This is a genomic window from Microbulbifer hainanensis (assembly GCF_014904735.1).
Lineage (GTDB): Bacteria > Pseudomonadota > Gammaproteobacteria > Pseudomonadales > Cellvibrionaceae > Microbulbifer > Microbulbifer hainanensis.
This window is the reverse complement of the sequence record NZ_JACZCR010000025.1, coordinates 61,025-77,529: the sequence shown is the minus strand read 5'-3', so window position 1 is coordinate 77,529 and position 16,505 is coordinate 61,025. Positions and strand designations below refer to the sequence as shown.

Sequence of the window (16,505 nt, the reverse complement as noted above, 5' to 3'; positions counted from 1 at the left end):
CCAACACCGCAAAACTTGGTAGTAGTGAATAATGGAAAAAATCTTCCCCAGAAAGAACGAAATAGAATGGTTCTGCCACCCCTCCCCTAAGGCACAACTTATATACTGGCAAAATCCGAAAGTAGCCTGCTCCAGCATTAAAAAGTCTTTGTGGAAATTCGAAAATGGCGAGACGCCCCAAAATGCCCACATTCGACGGGAGTCGCCATTTCCTTTCCTATCAGAAATGGAAGACAAGATCCAAGAATTTAAATTATTCTCGATTGTTAGAAATCCATACAGCCGTGCACTTTCCGCGTATCTAGACAAAATCGGACATGGCTCCGACCGTCATATATGGTGGCCATTTTGTCGCGACTTCAAACTTGCACGCTCAACAACGAAAACCCAATTTACTTTTTTAGATTTTTTAAAAGCACTGAACTCTACAAGTGCGAGCAATTTAGACCCGCACTTTAGACCGCAATTTTACAACTTGCTCCCGACACTTATCCCCTACTCTTTCATCGGTTACCTAGAAGAACAAGAGGCAATACAAAACTTTTTGACTTCCTCATCAATTCCATACGTCCATAGCGCACCTCACTCCAGGAATGCGAGCGCAAAGGTTTTCGATTATTACGGAGAAGAAGAGATAGAACTCGCACGAAAAATATTTCAATATGATTTTGAGTTCTTTGGGTATTCGAAAGAATTAGCGAAATACAATGAGCCAGGGTCAATAAAAAAATTACCGAGTCAACTTCAGAGCATAACATTCAGCGACATATATAATAGTTTTCCTAAATTCCTCGAGAATGAGAATATCGATCCGGCGGCGACGACCTACCACCATCTTAGAAGTTTAAATACTCCAAAAGAAAAAGTAAGTTACTTGAAGTCAGCAATCAAAAATAATACCGTTAGTAATAACTGGGCGCTATTAAGAGAAGCTGTTACCATCCTGAACGCTCACTCGGAATATGCAGTGCTAAAAGAGTTTCTCAATATAGCTATTAACTCCCCACCGTCCTCTTGATAGGCTTCCCGCAGCTTGCGACAAAACTCAAATCGGGAGCATTTCTCGGAAAAAGAGACATGTTTCCCCGATTTACCTATTATCGGCCATTTCTCAATTTTCTTACTATCGAAATGGCTGAACATGAAGGAGAAAACTAACAAACATTCATCACCTCATATGACAGCTCTTGTTAGTTCTTGGCTGATAGTCTTCATGAAAAAATGACTAACAAGGCGCACCCAAATCAAGTACCGGCACACTTGCAACCTCAAAGAAAAATATCTCAACAACTTCTAATAGTGATAAATAAACTTCAAATTTTTTTGATCTGAAAATCCGTTAATACCCCTCCCAATTACCCGGATGTAATCAGAGTGCACTTAGTTGCTTAGCTCTCCCTCGACTCAGGGCTATATTCTGATAGTTTAGAAACTCAAGCTAATACAGCAGGCGTGCAGATTAATGTAAAACAGCAGCACCGAAAGCTTCAATTACTGACCTATCAATGAAGCCAACGAAAGCCTAATTTGAGTAAGACCTCCAGACCCCTGCAGAGTTACCGATCGAAAGCCTCTCGGACAACAAAATCAACGAGGCTCCAATAATAGCCGCATGACGAGAAGCTCTTCGACCGTGGACCAAGCCTGATAAATGACCAAAAAACAAACTACAGTCGGAAAATTGAGCGTTCTAAAAAAGTGTTGGCCAACTATCAAGCCACACCCACCTCCCCTCGGGCTTGCAAAGATATACGTTTCGAAAAACAGTTGGTAAAATGAAAAATTCACAAATATTCAGCGAATGTACACAGGTCGAGCCAAGGGAAGTACCAGATGGGGGCCATTTTAGTAACCAGGGGAGCCGATTTCATTGGCGGTGCTAAAGTACGCAATATCTTAATTACTATAGAAGACTATTTGGTCAACTTTAGAGGTTTGACTTTTTCAGGAAACCTTGACTCGCCCACTTCGATAAGCCCGTCATCACGATTTCATGTCAAGCAGGTGGACATCTGCAGCCAAGGGGCGATCTTCCTCGTATGGGAGAAGCACCGTCCTACTGCCACTAGGTACCTAGCAACGGAATCCCGCGTCGATGGCTCCGAAGCCCTCTCCGAAAGCAATGTCCTAGGCACGTATGCATTAACGGAGGCGCCCCGGCGCTTCTGGCTCAACCTGAGCGAGTGCAGTAGAGAGCAGCAGTTTCGTTTCCCCCACATTTCCGTGGGCGACGTTCTTAGGGGTCTCAAGGATACTGACAAACCGCTCACAGAAAAGACCTCTTTTGCCCCCTGCTCTTCTAACTCTTCCAGCAAAGCCTTATCAGGTAATCTGGTTCGGGCCTGGGGTCGGGCTTACAAACTGACCTACTTCAATATTTGTCCTAGTAACAGCTGGCCCATCTGTATTCCTGAGAGACTCATTCTGATCCTGAATGCTCTGTCCGGGCGGCTTCCCCCGGACCCCGGTGACTGTCTAGTCTACATATGGCTAAGTGTGCAGAGCCATGTAAGAGCCCCTCATCAAGTAGCGACCGGAGATTGTGCTGGGCAAACTGACGATATTGGCGGCCACCTCGAGAAGAAGAGGCTTGGATTTTTGAAGACTGTTTCTGAATTCTTTAAGAGCCGGCCCCCAAAATGCTGGAAAGCTTGGCGACATACAAAGATATCATCCTATTCGCGACAAATAGAGCCGCCCTCAACCAAGGTTATGCAATTTTGGCCCCCGAGATCAACCGGTCCTTTGAACGGAATACAGCCGAAACATTCCCTCAGGGAAGCTGCATGAACGTAGAGCGGCTTCTAGGAGAGTAAGATTGGCGCGGCTGAACTTTACAGTTTCAACCAACAGGTCCCCTCAGCGAGAGCCAGCACTAACGGTTATCTGATGATGCCCTAAATCTACCGAGACTTCACTGCAAGCATTGCCGCAAATGAGATATGGTATCTACAAATCGCTCCTTACTGGCATGGTCATTCAATAAAGAGATAGTTTTGATGCCCTGGCGCAGTACAGCTTGCATGAATCAGTTCTCAAAAAAACATCATCATAATGTCAACGAAAGAAAAAAAATCAAATGACTCGCTCAAACCAACAAATATTATCTCTGGTAGAAAATGCATGCCAACAAACAAAACGGTCATAAAATAGACTTCCAATTTAATCTGACACAACAAGTAAATATCAGTAATGTTGCAACAAGTTAAAGACCTGTTAAGGCCACTAAAAGCACCCAAATTCCACATTGATCACACGGCTGGTTCTCGAAGTGGCGTAGTCATCACAGGATGGTACGCATCGAAGAAAATTTTAGACATAACAGTAATTGACTCGGATGGGAACGAAGTCCTCAGTTCAATTGGGACTCATCCACGTGAGGATGTCGCGGCCGCCTACAGAATGGACGCTACTGGATTCAATATTCACTGTGCAACCGCTACAGATCCCGCCGAATTACAGCTGTCATTCCTAACCGCCAAAGGAAAACAAAAAATCCAGGAATTGGTTAATTCTCACAAGTCTGCGGTTAACAAAACTTCAATTAAGAAGATTCGAAATAATGCAATAATTAGCAAAGATCACGACTCCGCGGGCCATGTTGAATTCGCGCTATATGACGAACAAACACTCTTTATAAGTGGCTGGCTGGCTAGTAAAGCCCAGTTTTCTTTCTTTGAAGTTGAACAGCGCAAAGAAGCACTAGGAAGAACAGACGATTCTATTCTTTGGCACCCTAGAAAAGATATTTTTGAAGCATTAAAGAAGATATTACGCGCCGAGCGCTGTAATAGCTTTACGGCTACGATTAATCTCAGCAACCCGATCAATAAAAGTTATTTCGACGAATTATTCCTGAAGGTAAAATTTGGCGATCATGATTTACACCTTCCGATCGGAGAAGCAGTACCACTGTTAAAAGACCAAAAAAATAGTTTAGTGACGATTCTGAATAGCTGGGACCCCCTGCTACACCCAGACCGGGATCAGTGTATCGAGGTTCTCAAACCTGCACTATCAAAACTTTATCGTCATACTGAACCGGTAGCGAGTGAGCAAACATTCTTTGGTAAACCTCCAGCTTCACCAAAGTCTTCTATCCTTATCCCACTATATGGTCGCTTTGATTTTCTGAGATACCAAATCTCTCGATTCAGCAACCAAGCAAGCCTTAGAGAGCACGAGGTCATCTTTATTGTTGATGACCCAAGCATTGATAGAGATGTCAAAGTGCTCTCCGAAGAAATTTATCATATCTTCCAGTTCCCATTTTCGGTTTTGTCACTGGAAAGAAATGTGGGATTTGGCAGAGCCAATAATATTGGCGCTTCGGTCGCCAGGTCTGAAAACCTGATACTCCTAAACTCTGACGTAATTCCTGTTACAAATAACTGGGCAGAGGTACTGGTATCGGACCTTAATGAGTCTCCTGGGATTGGGATCATTGGTTCCCGGCTCCTATTTGAGGATGGCACCATTCAGCATGATGGCATGACGCCGATGGTACTAAAACAGTATCCAGGAACTCTTTTTAATGACCACCCAGGTAAAGGTAAGTCAGCACCTCAACCTAAGGGCGAGCAGGTATTACAGGAATGCCCCCTAGTCACAGCAGCGTGTATCGCAGTGAAGAAATCAGTTTTCGAAAATGTAGGCGGTTTTGATGCAGATTATATTCTAGGGGATTTTGAAGACTCTGATCTTTGTCTGAAAATACTCGAGACAGGTCGGAGAAACTGTATCCGACGCGACCTCGAAATTTACCATCTAGAACGTCAGTCACAAAACCTGGTAGAGCCTGGCGACTGGAAACACAGACTTACGATATACAACGCGCTTGTGTACAACCAGCGATGGTCAAGTCGCCTCAACGAGCTTTATCCAGAATTTTCAGGGGTTTATCAATCATGAATAAAGTGATGTTTGTCTCCCATGGTCACCCCAAATTTATGAAGGGCGGCGCAGAAGTAGCCAGCTGGAATCTCTTTAACTCGCTTAAGTCTTCAGGTTATGAATGCTTATACGTAGCACGTAGCAACACAATTCCAACCGAAGGTGAACCATTTTCCTCACTCAATGCGGATGAAATCTTATTTCACAGCAGCATTAAAGACTGGTTTAACCTGAGCGCTGCAGACACTCGAATCCTTACAGATTGCTTTGAATCGATAACCAAGGAATTCAATCCCGATATAATTCATGTTCATCATTATGCTCATATTGGGATAGAGATATTCCCAATACTGAAACGAGCGGCACCGAATGCAAAAATTGTCTTTACAGTACATGAATACATGGCGATCTGCCTTCATAACGGCCAAATGGTAAAGAGTGGTACTTTTGAGCTCTGCTCAGAGGCAGTCGGGGCAGACTGTCACCGCTGCTTTCCACAATATTCAGCCTCGGACTTCTTCCTCCGAAAGCAATATATACAGGACCAGTTTAGAAAAGTTGACCACTTTATTTCCCCCAGCGCATTCCTTGCCAAAAGATATATAGAATGGGGGGTCCCAGCTACTTCGTTTTCGGTCATTGAAAATGTTTTGATCGAACAAGAGAAGCTGACGCCAAGACCGAGTGAAAACCATGAACTTAGATCAAAATTTGCATTCTTTGGTCAAATTAATCCTTATAAAGGGGTTGATGTATTACTCGAGGCTTTATTACAGCTTCCTGCTAACGTTAGGGAAAAGGTTTCTCTAGACATACATGGCGCAAATCTCGACCATCAAACGGGCGAATTCAAAGACAAGATTTTGCGTATGGTCGCGAAACTTGAGGGGACGGTCACTCTACGCGGGCAGTATGAGCCACATCAATTACAGTCTTTGATGCGAGAGACAGACTGGGTAATCATTCCTTCCGTCTGGTGGGAGAATTCTCCTGTTGTAATCCAGGAAGCAATATCCTACGGTCGCCCCCTTATCGGATCAAATATTGGCGGCATGAAAGAAAAAATTGAAAATAAAGCCGGTCTAACTTTCGAGGCGAGGAACCCTTCGGCCTTGGCCTCGGCGATACAGGATGCCGTCAATCCTGAAGTATTTGACTTTTGGCATGCAAAGACCGGTACGAAATCTGATGCCTTTGGGCAACATCTCGATCTGATCGAGAACCTCCTCGTTGATGCAAATTGAGCATAATGGAATTCATTTTAGGTAGAGCAAGAGAATGCGGATAGGATTAATTACAAACTTAATACACGAAAAAGTATTTATTGAAAATAGACTTGCTTTCGGTAACTCAAAGGACTGGATGACCGCAACTGGCGGCAATACCGGTAACGTCGCCTTTGTTGAAGGTATCAAATCTATACTGGGTGGGAAAGTTCAGGCCATCCACTGGGGAGACAACCCCGAGTCGATTAATCAACATCTCGATCACATCGTTGTGTGTTGTGCCAATCAATTAGGCACACATGCCGACCTTTCAGGTTGGGCTGATAGATTATCAAAATTTCAACTCCCTACCACATTTATTGGTATCGGCGCACAGGCCGATCGAATTGGGGAGATTCCAGATTTGCCAGAAGGAACCGTTAAATTCCTGGAGGTAGCCAGTTCTCTTAGATCAAATCCCAACCACAGCAACATTGTGACACGGGGAGCATTCAGCTCCTCTGTAATTAGTCATTATGGATACACGTCGAATCCCTTCGGCTGCCCTTCACAGTTTATTTCTCCCATGACTGAGCTCGGGCAACTCTGCATAGCGCACCAGAAGAAAAGGAAAAACAAAAGGATTCTTACCGCGGCCGGTAATCCATTCCATCCATCAGGCATAATAGAGAACAAGCTCGTCGAGATTGTTGGGAAATTCAATGGAGAGTATGTCATTCAGCATCCTAAGGTTCTGTTCGACCTTGCCTCTCAAAACACTGGCGAGCTAACAGATGCCCAGATCAAAGCCGTCGAAAGGGCCTACTCTTCTTTGGGGAAACTCTCAGACATTTTGGATTGGTTTTCAGCGAATGCGGTGAGTTTTGCTGACGCACAAAACTGGATGCAGTTTAGTAAAAAGTTTTCTCAAGTTATCGGTCCTCGCTACCACGGAATTGCACTCCCGATACAAGTCGGTGTCCCAGGAAAAGTTATTTCAATTGACTCTAGAACCGAAGAGCTAGCGAACACCACTGGTGTTCCTTATATAAGTTATAAAGATGCGTCTAAATTAAGTGCAGCAGAATTAATAGAAGCCTCTGCTTGGAGTCAGCGTGATGCCGATCACTATGATGACATTAGAAATAAGAATGCACGTTTCTATTCGGAATTCTTGGAAGCACAAGGTCTTCCAATCAGTGATCACCTTAAAATATTGGTGGAAGAGGAAAAGAACTGATGTACCAAATCATGGGGCTCGGCTCTGGAAATAACAAGATTGTTAACAAGTACTCGGAGTTTACAGATGCTGCCTCTGCCAATTCCGGAAACCTTCTATTCAATTATGCCTTGATGAAAATCGTGGATGGTGGTCACAACCGGATCAATTGGTCCACCCATTTTTCAAAGGTCAACGAAGACGGAAGAACACTACTTCTACCTATGGCTAACAATATTGGTGGCCATATGGATCTATCGAAAAATGGCCCTAGAATCCAAAATGTATCTGTGCACAAGGTAGTTTTTGGACTGGGAGCCCAGTTCAGCCTAGGGGAACAACTCGAGACAGCAGCGCAGCGAGTACCGGAAGGTACCAATCAATGGCTAAGTGCTATCACGAAAAACGTAGAGCACCCAAATATTTCCGTACGTGGTGCAATCACCAAATCCTATTTTGAATTCATCGGAATGGGAAAAAATACCGTTATTCTTGGCTGCCCCTCTCACTTAATAAATCCAGATCCAGACCTCGGAAAATCTTTGCAGTCCAAAGTGAACCAATTAAGCCAAGCTTCACTAAAGGCAGGAATCGGAATAACAGCGGGAAACCCACTTGTAAAGAACCTACATAGGCTCGAACGTTTTCTAATAGATCTAATCAATAAATATGGCGGCAACTATATAGTTCAAGCACCCAAAAGCTTAATTTGTATTGCTGAAGGCTGGCACAGTGAGCTCTCCGAAACGGAAATTTCGGAAATCCGTGACTGTTGGTATCCAGATTATTCCATTGCTGAAATGTATAATTGGTTTCGACAGTTTTCCCGCACCTATGTTTCGATTCCCCAGTGGGCGCGAGATGTTTCCAAGCATGAATTAGTAGTCGGAACTCGAATCCATGGCTGCCAGATCGCTCTTCAAAGCGGGGTCCCAGCAGTTTGCCTCTACATCGATTCACGCACAAAAGAACTATGCGATACCATGAAAATTCCGTCTATGGATGCACGCGAGTTCCAGAAAAACCCTAAGGAAGAGGTTCTTTTGAAGCTACTAAAGTCTTGGGACTGGAACAATTATGACAAGACACGTATAAATTTGACCAAGGGGACCATTTCCTTTCTTAAACAGAACGGTATAAAACCAAGCGCTCATTTATTAAAACTTAGTTCACCCAATAAGTCATAAGTTAAGGTAACTGGCGGCGGCAACCTACCGCTGCCGACTATTACAAATCCAAGCCGTACAATAATCCATGGTCGCTAATGCCATGCGTCAAAAGGCTTCGGCAGTGCGAAGTGCACTGCCGATATATTGTGACTTAAAGAGCGGTCATCCGTTAAATTTCCGCATTTCAGATAACCGTTGATCTAGCAACGCATTTGCTTTTTCGAACAACTTCATATCCAGCTTATTCAATTCACAGAGTTCAAGATATCGCTCTTCGGAAATATCGAAATCCTGCTTGTCTGGGGCACCATTCGATTTCAACACTGGCAATTCTAGACCCGTCTTCCAATTGAAATATTGAATTGACTCCTGGTATCGTTCAGTGACGCCAATGAAGAAAACTTTTTCAAGATCGCAACCGTTTAACTGCCTAGACTGAAAGTTGACACATTCTTTCGATTGGCAGAACTCTTCAAAACTTATATTAAGGCCCTGATGGCGAACCTTGTGCCGATATGCTGATATTATCCTTTCGACCGGGTGACGTACAAATGTCACAATACTTTCATCTTTAAATAGGTCACGATAACGAGCCACACTTGTATGACCAACTAGCCAAGGATTACGTAGCTTTCTTAGCTCTTCCATGAATCCGCTGTAGTCGCCCTTCATTTCTATGTGCTTAAAAACCAGTGACTTCTTGTAATCTACATGACGGCGGTAGTCTTCGATGATATTTGACCCACCAACACTAATCGTTAGCGCATTTCTGAAGCTCGTCCCACCTGTTTTTGGAATATGAATAAAAAAGTGAGGACTTGATGGTGGCTTTTTTGGGCTAGGCCAATAGCGAAATTTGGATTTCGCCAACTTGAGCCTAGCCCTGATAACCAGCTTTTTGGTTCTCGCAACTACGTGACGATAAACTCTAATTGCTTTGTTATCAGCACCATGAGCCTGGTTGAATAATCGCAACATATATTCAGAGCCTTCCTTTGAAGGGAGCGCAGGCGCCTCGGTCAATTTCCAGTCTGAGAAGTCGTAACCATTTTTTTCCATATATTCACGAAAAACCGGCTTGAAATACCTCACATCAATTTCGGTAAACCAAGTTCTCCAACTTCCGTAAGATTTACTACGAGCTACACGAGAACGACTTTTTAAGACAGTTACATCTTGTTTTACAGGAAAGGCCAGGTATTCTTCTAGTTTAGATAAATTTCCGTCGACGATGTCCTCATATTTAACTACCAGCCAATCAGCCGACATGTTATCCAGGATATAAAGTGCCTTCCGATTCGACACATTAAAATCCGCTTTTCCAGGACAAAAGAACAAAGGATTCTGATTAAAAAGAAACAGGAATGGAATGTCCTCCGGATTACTTTCCTTATATTGTGTGAGGCGGAGACTTCGCTGGAATTTCTCTGGATCCGGATTATGCCCAGCGTGCCAACGATAAAATGTGCTACTAATTAGTCGGTCCCTGGGATCACGGACAATTAAGATTTTTTTATCAAAGTAGTTTTGAACGGCTAAAATATTTTCGGGCGACGGCCCACTATCTGCAAGAACTTTTACCACTTCCTCTTTTGTTGATTTTTTCTGGTAAGTCTTATGCCGGTATATTAATCCGCCATTTTCAACATCAATACTAGTAGGTTCAAATACTTCTTGAACACCTTTCCCGAGAACCCCCTCTAGAGACTGTTTAACCTTTTCTGCCAGGAAAGTTGTACCGGTTTTACTTAATCCACAAATCAAAATACGCATATCAATATATCTTTATACGTTGCAAATTCATTAATCGAGTGTGATCAACCCAAAATCTTCACGATACACTGCAAGGTTAGGGTTATAAGCTAGATCGCATGTGGTATCTGTCTTCCAAACCTTTTTCATATATTCGATTTCACGCATGTATCTCTTTTTAGCGGCGCCCTTACGATCATCACCGCGTGATACTGATTCATGATGATATAATTCTGCGTAAGGGGTCCATAAATTGCGAAAGCCCAATTTCTGAACTTTCAAGCATAAGTCAACATCATTAAATGCGACCTTAAGATTTGTTTCGTCGAATCCTCCGACGGATTCAAAAATATCTTTCCTTACAACTAAACAGGCACCCGTTACCGCTGAGTAGTTCTGTGTAGTTGTCAGTCTATTCATGTATCCTGTTTCTCGACGGCCGAAATTCTTATGAGCATGCCCAGCGACACCACCAATCCCTATCAAAACCCCGCCATGCTGCACAGTGTCATCAGGGTAATAAAGCTTTGCCCCAACGCACCCTATCTCCGGACGCAGGGCATGTGAGATCATAATCTCTAGCCACTGCCCGGATATTACTTCAATATCGTTATTTACAAACGCAATTAATTCCCCTTTCGATATCTCGACAGCTCGGTTATTTATCGCTGAAAAATTAAATTCTCCAGGACAAGAAATTACGCTTATATTGGGCTTCTGTTTTAAATAGTTAAAATACGTAAAAGACTCAGGATTTTCTGAGTTATTATCAACTACAATGATTTCGTAATTTTTATAAGTCGTTTTATTGCAGATAGAGTCTACACACTGACTCAGCAAGTCGACTCTATCTTTTGTGGGTATTATGATACTTACCAGTGCACTTCGACTCCTGGAGCCCCAAGAAATTCTTCGACAGCTGAAGTCATCCACATAGTTGACGTGGAAGCCGGCAGTCTTGCCGACTATATCCAAGTAATTCTTTACATGCGTCGATAAGTTAATGTTTATATTTTGCAAATTTTCATGATACAGAATGTAAGCCACCGCCTGGATATCCACATTGCTCTCTTTCAAAAAATAGAGATCCAAAATACCGCAGTAATTAATTTCGTTTACTGAGCATTCTTTATGTGTTTCAAGGCAATAAACAATGCTATCAAACCGAAACCAAACCCCTTTTCCTATATAGGGATATTCCAAAAAATAATCAGGGCTCCAAGAAGGTTTACACTGTGGATTAAACCTGCGACCTGCCTCATCATAGCTATCGGAATCCATATACAAAACTTCAGGAAGATCTAGTTCTGCGGACATGTTAGATATGAAATATAACGCGTTTTCGTGCAAAAGATCTCCGGCATCCATAAAGATCAGGTAGCTTTCTGCACCAACCTTTTCCGGCTTTAACTGACTCCAGTCATCAATCCAGCAGAAACTAAGGGAGCCCACTTTCACCCTGCTTAAAACGCTGGAGCGTAATTCTTCATCTGCTTGTATATATATATTAATTTCGTTGTAATTTTGTGCTTCTAGGCTTCTCAACGTACGATCAAGAACATTTAGATTCTTTCGTTCCACTTTAATTCCGACGATAAATCTTGCTATTGGAGAACCTTCAAGTTTCATTGATCTGAGCTTTAAGTTCTGAACCTCTTGTAGTCGATCGTATGAAAACCGCTCTCTATGCTTCTCGTCCTTTACCAGATTGAACAGTATCTCTACAACTCGAAACTTCTTTATCGAAGAAATAAACCCAAGCGGAAACTTTCTAGCAATCTTAAAAATAAATACCGTTAATAAAAAGCGTGATTTGGAAAATAAATCAAACATGCTGCTTCCAAAACCAAGAATTTGCTATTAAGTTTTTACGATAAAAACGGACAGAGGACTTTAGGAATAAGAATCGGTGCCACCAATTCTTCCGAGACGCCCCCCCACCGTAATGAGTAATAGAAAAATCACTCGACACTAAAGCTGTTCCGCGACTTAAAATTCGCAACGAAAGATCGTAGTCTTCAAAATACAGAAAATATTTTTCATCGAAACCGCCAATTTCATCTAGTAATTTTCTATTTAGAAACATGCAGCAACCGGAAAAGAGCCATCGACTATCCCTAGGCAGAACCCTATCTTTCGGAATCTGCTGAACACCTTCCATATAATCAGAAAATATTTTCCGTATCCAAAGGGGAGCTAATGCCCGGAGGAACACGTACTGTGGCCCTACAGCGCGTATATGTAGGGGAAGCTCCTTGTTCTCTATATTTAGTATTTTGGGCAGGAGAATATCCGGGTGGTGGATCTCGAATGCTTTAATCGCGTTGACTAGCGCTCCCTTAGAAAAAGTCACATCAGGATTCAGAACCAAATGCAATTCACTGTTAATCGATCTTGCAATTTGGTTATGGGCGGCGCCGAATCCACGGTTTTCCGTGAACTGTAAATTCACGTCGAGTTCCGACTGAGCATCAATTGATGCCACAAGTTCTTTTAGCTGAGTCCGATAACCATCATCTTCAGAGTTATCCAAAATGTAAACTGCAATATTTTTACGGAAGCCATCCTGCCGTAACTCCATAATTGCGAAAGCAAGGCTAACAAGAGTTTTTTCAAGCAAGCTCAAGGCGGAACGATGGGTAACTATCCCAACAGAAAAAGTGGTAGGTTGACAGTGCACCATCGTCCCCTAGCCCACTAATTTATCGTATATAGGTTTTGATGGAATCCTTCTATAATCTCTTAACGCCCTGAAAATTTGCCTCGCATATTCCTTTCGCTCATTGCTAACCAGCAAAATAAAAGCAGATTTCAGAATCGCCCGGACAACTGCATTTGCCTTCCAGACTTTATTGACATAGCTCCGCCTACATAAAGCCAGCAGATTGCGTATCGAATAGTAGCTTCTAATGGGGGAGTGTTTGCGAGCGAAAATCTTGCCAAATGCGCGGTAGACTTCATCACCTATGCTATGAGAGAACCACGCATTGCTACAGCCCAGCAGATTATATCCCAACTCTCTGGCTCTAAAGCACCACTCAACATCTACATTATCAATAAAGAGACTCTCATCGAACACTCCCACATCATCGATTGCGGAAAGGGGAAATAAGCAACCGGAAGTAATGAGAAAGTCGACATTGTCATACTCTCCGCCTGTTCTCGGGAATACTTTTTCAGGTAATACGGTTGAATATCGTATAAAAGGCGCTTCCTTTCCACTGAATCTACAGCGCTGGGCCCCTGATATTGCCGCGATTTTATTACCCCCTGCCTGTTGATTCTCAAAATAAAGTGCGGTCAATATATCCACATAGTCACGTGACGGTACCGAATCCTGATCGAATAACACAACAAATTCGTACGGCCCTTGCCTGGCGATTCTAAATATTTCATTGGCCGCCGCCGCCAACCCAATATTAGTTTCAGATTCAAGAACAGTTACCTTGCCAGAAAACTCTAACGCCTTTACGATTTCTTTCTGGCAGCTGGAAGCATTGTCGAAAACAAGAACATCGCAATTTTGACATGCCAGAGATGTAATTAACTCGATCAGCGTGCTCATATCAGGATTGTAGGTGATTATCCCTACCATCGTTTTTTTACGGCCACACACGCTTTCGCTTTCTAGATTAAGCGGCATCTTCGGCGACCGCTTTTTGGATTCCTTTACTGGGAGATTCATCATGAAAAGATGCATTGTATCGATCTACAACCATTGAGCATTCACCTTGCTCTTTGACTTCTCCCCGCTCAAACCAAACGGCTTTTTTGCAAAGATTGCTGATTAAAGCTGGTTCGTGTGAAACAAGCACTACTGCCGCATCTCCCTGGATCATTTCTTGGATTGTCTTTTTTGATTTTTCGCGAAATTTACGATCACCAACCGACATCGCCTCATCGATCAAAAGAAGATCTGGGTCAGAAAAGACTGAAACAGCAAATGCGAGTCGTGCACGCATTCCTGCTGAGTAGCTAAAGATCGGACGATCTATGACATCGTCAAGCTCAGCGTATTCAATTATTTGATCAAGCTTTTTCTTTATTTCACTCTTGGCCATTCCCATTAGCAAACCGGTTAAAATGGCATTTTCAATACCGCTCATATATGGCACAAATCCACTTTGGAGCCCGATAAATGCTACTCTAACTTGCTTATCTAAAATGATTTGGCCCGCATCAGGTCGAAAAATTCCCGCCAGCAACTTGAGCAATGTACTTTTCCCAGCCCCGTTACGCCCAAGTATTCCAATGTTTTCACCACTGTTTATATCTAGCGTCAAGTTCTTCAGCGCAACTTTTTTTCTTCGATTGAATAAGTTTAAGCCTTCTCTATAATTCAGGCTTACATTTTCTAAATGCATAATGCGCATCTTACATTACCTATATTAATCTCTTGGGAATTTCACCACGCAATTTCCCAAGAATTAAATAACCAAAGATTAATATGGGAGCATGGATAAGGAGCATAGTTGAGATAAGTACCGGATCTAAACTCTCACCATAGAGGAGAACTTTTCGCCCAAACTCAATCAAATGGGCAAAAGGATTCCAATATAGATATGCCTGAGCTTTTGCCGACATTTGGCCAATTGGAAAAATCACTCCGGAAAGGAACATTAACAGCATCATTGCGCGAGAAATGATCAACTGTATATCTGGCGCAAATGGAATGATAACGCTCAAGATCACGGCATATGAGAAACTAACAAACATAGTTGTAGCTAACCATAGGACGATATCTATCAGTCCCGCAGGCTTTAGTACGCCCCCTATCCAAAGAACAGTAATCACACAGATCAACACCACGGAAAACTTAAATGTTTGCAAAAGTAGTGTTAATACTGGGAATATTATTGGATGAATACTGAAACTTTGTAGAATCCCCTTTTTCCTGACCAGGGAATTAGCACCTTGATTAATTACGCCTGCTATCCAGTGCCAGCCGCTTAAACCACACAACAGAGAATAGACGTGATCCCCTCCCCCCCTGAGGTGGGCGAATGCCAAATAAAATACTATGACATAAAGAGAAGGTTCAAGAACCCACCAAACTGGCCCCAACAAGTACCTATTTAAATCAGATTTCAACTCAGACCAAAATAAATATCCCGCGAGGCTCCTATAATCGATTTTGTTCAAACTAGATCACCGTAATACATCTTCGCTTCCGGTTAAATTATTCGCTATTACTTTTGATTAACTCACTTGCCAATTCAGCTTCGACCGGCAAGTTTCGTAAAAGTTGTGGTCGATTGGGTGGACCAAAGTCAAACGATGCGGCTTTTTGTGGATACGTATAACGTCACCCGGCAACGTAATAACTTGATCATGTCCATCGCATGTCACATGAGGTCGTGCTACGTTGTGCTCTCTGACAACGATCTTGAATTCGCTACTACCCTCCACCACTATTGGCCGACTACTTAGCGTATGAGGATTTAATGGTACTAACACGATCGCATCCAACTTCGGATGCATAATAGGTCCCCCACCTGAAAGGGCATAGGCAGTAGAGCCCGTTGGGGTAGAAATGATCAGACCATCAGAGCGCTGTGTGTATACGAATTGCCCATCAATAAACAGATCGAATTCGATCATTCGGATGAATTCACCCGGATGGATTACCACATCATTCAGTGCAGAGCCTCTACCAAACGGTTTGCCGTCGCGTGAAACAGACATATCTAACAAAAAGCGGCTTTCAGCGATATATTTCCCGGCAAGAACTTCGCCTACCTTGGTTTCGATTTCGTCAGGTGTAATATCTGTCAAAAACCCAAGTCGACCTCGGTTAATACCCAACAGAGGCACGCTAAACTTGGCCAACGCTCGGGCAGCAGCTAATAAACTGCCATCCCCCCCGACAACAATTACCAGGTCACATTGCTCACCAAGTTTTTCTTTGGAAGATATACGGGCGCCTTGCCCTTGCCCGGTCACTGCAGCGGCCGTTTCCTGCTCGAGTATGACCGTATAACCTCCTTGCTCAAGGAATGCCATTAAGCGCTTGAGCGAGAAAACTGCACTGCCACTTTCGGTCCGGCCAATCAAGCCGATATTTTGGAATTCCGACACCGCTCCCCCAAGGTGCCCGAATCCGGGCCTGCCCAATGAAATAGATCATTTTTTCTACGCCGCTAACCTCCAGGCCGACAAGAACATATGTCTGCCTTCAGCGCAATCGACGTGGTTTTAGTATGCATCAGTGATTTCTTGTAGTCGAACCCACCATATCGAACGCAGTATTGTATCGGTCGCCTGCAG

At 43.2% G+C, this 16,505-nt stretch carries 13 protein-coding genes; 6 read left to right on the top strand and 7 right to left on the bottom strand.

Features of this window, described 5'->3' with window-relative positions; all coding sequences use genetic code 11:
• The first annotated feature begins 31 nt into the window (after positions 1-31).
• From IG168_RS08895 to IG168_RS08870, 6 genes are all read left to right on the top strand, one after another.
• A complete protein-coding gene (locus IG168_RS08895; RefSeq protein WP_193164033.1) occupies positions 32-1,018 on the top strand; it encodes a sulfotransferase family protein in 987 nt (328 codons plus the stop codon).
• Between the two features lie 815 nt (positions 1,019-1,833).
• Entirely contained in the window at positions 1,834-2,790 is a 957-nt protein-coding gene (locus IG168_RS20980) for a GDP-mannose 4,6-dehydratase (RefSeq protein ID WP_193164031.1), read from the top strand.
• Between the two features lie 402 nt (positions 2,791-3,192).
• Positions 3,193-4,911 (top strand): glycosyltransferase family 2 protein, encoded by a 1,719-nt coding sequence (locus IG168_RS08885; RefSeq protein WP_193164029.1) that lies wholly within the window; start codon positions 3,193-3,195, stop codon positions 4,909-4,911.
• Positions 4,908-6,137 (top strand): glycosyltransferase family 4 protein, encoded by a 1,230-nt coding sequence (locus IG168_RS08880; protein ID WP_193164027.1) that lies wholly within the window; start codon positions 4,908-4,910, stop codon positions 6,135-6,137. Before IG168_RS08885 ends, IG168_RS08880 begins: the two co-directional genes overlap by 4 nt.
• 34 nt (positions 6,138-6,171) lie before the next feature.
• Positions 6,172-7,338: a polysaccharide pyruvyl transferase family protein gene (locus tag IG168_RS08875; protein ID WP_193164025.1), complete on the top strand. Its 1,167-nt coding sequence runs from the start codon at positions 6,172-6,174 to the stop codon at positions 7,336-7,338.
• Positions 7,338-8,504 carry a polysaccharide pyruvyl transferase family protein gene (locus IG168_RS08870; RefSeq protein ID WP_193164023.1) on the top strand — a complete coding sequence of 389 codons (1,167 nt, stop codon included), beginning with the start codon at positions 7,338-7,340 and terminating at the stop codon, positions 8,502-8,504. Before IG168_RS08875 ends, IG168_RS08870 begins: the two co-directional genes overlap by 1 nt.
• A 144-nt stretch (positions 8,505-8,648) precedes the next feature.
• Here the strand turns inward: IG168_RS08870 and IG168_RS08865 are convergent, their stop codons facing one another.
• The 7 genes from IG168_RS08865 to IG168_RS08835 are packed head-to-tail and all read right to left on the bottom strand — an operon-like array spanning position 8,649 to position 16,316.
• On the bottom strand, positions 8,649-10,259 hold the full coding sequence (locus IG168_RS08865; protein WP_193164021.1) for a sulfotransferase family 2 domain-containing protein: 1,611 nt from the start codon (positions 10,257-10,259) through the stop codon (positions 8,649-8,651).
• A 30-nt stretch (positions 10,260-10,289) separates the two neighbouring features.
• The gene (locus IG168_RS08860; protein ID WP_193164019.1) at positions 10,290-12,071 is read right to left on the bottom strand and encodes a glycosyltransferase family 2 protein; all 1,782 of its coding nucleotides are present in this window, start codon (positions 12,069-12,071) and stop codon (positions 10,290-10,292) included.
• Entirely contained in the window at positions 12,064-12,921 is an 858-nt protein-coding gene (locus tag IG168_RS08855) for a glycosyltransferase (RefSeq protein ID WP_193164017.1), read from the bottom strand. The genes IG168_RS08860 and IG168_RS08855 overlap by 8 nt, the downstream gene beginning before the upstream one ends.
• Before the next feature lie 6 nt (positions 12,922-12,927).
• On the bottom strand, positions 12,928-13,881 hold the full coding sequence (locus IG168_RS08850) for a glycosyltransferase family 2 protein (RefSeq protein ID WP_193164015.1): 954 nt from the start codon (positions 13,879-13,881) through the stop codon (positions 12,928-12,930).
• Positions 13,871-14,611 carry an ABC transporter ATP-binding protein gene (locus IG168_RS08845; RefSeq protein WP_193164013.1) on the bottom strand — a complete coding sequence of 247 codons (741 nt, stop codon included), beginning with the start codon at positions 14,609-14,611 and terminating at the stop codon, positions 13,871-13,873. Before IG168_RS08845 ends, IG168_RS08850 begins: the two co-directional genes overlap by 11 nt.
• 10 nt (positions 14,612-14,621) lie before the next feature.
• The gene (locus tag IG168_RS08840; protein WP_193164011.1) at positions 14,622-15,380 is read right to left on the bottom strand and encodes an ABC transporter permease; all 759 of its coding nucleotides are present in this window, start codon (positions 15,378-15,380) and stop codon (positions 14,622-14,624) included.
• Between the two features lie 57 nt (positions 15,381-15,437).
• The gene (locus IG168_RS08835; RefSeq protein ID WP_193164009.1) at positions 15,438-16,316 is read right to left on the bottom strand and encodes an NAD(+) kinase; all 879 of its coding nucleotides are present in this window, start codon (positions 16,314-16,316) and stop codon (positions 15,438-15,440) included.
• Between the last annotated feature and the right edge of the window lie 189 nt (positions 16,317-16,505).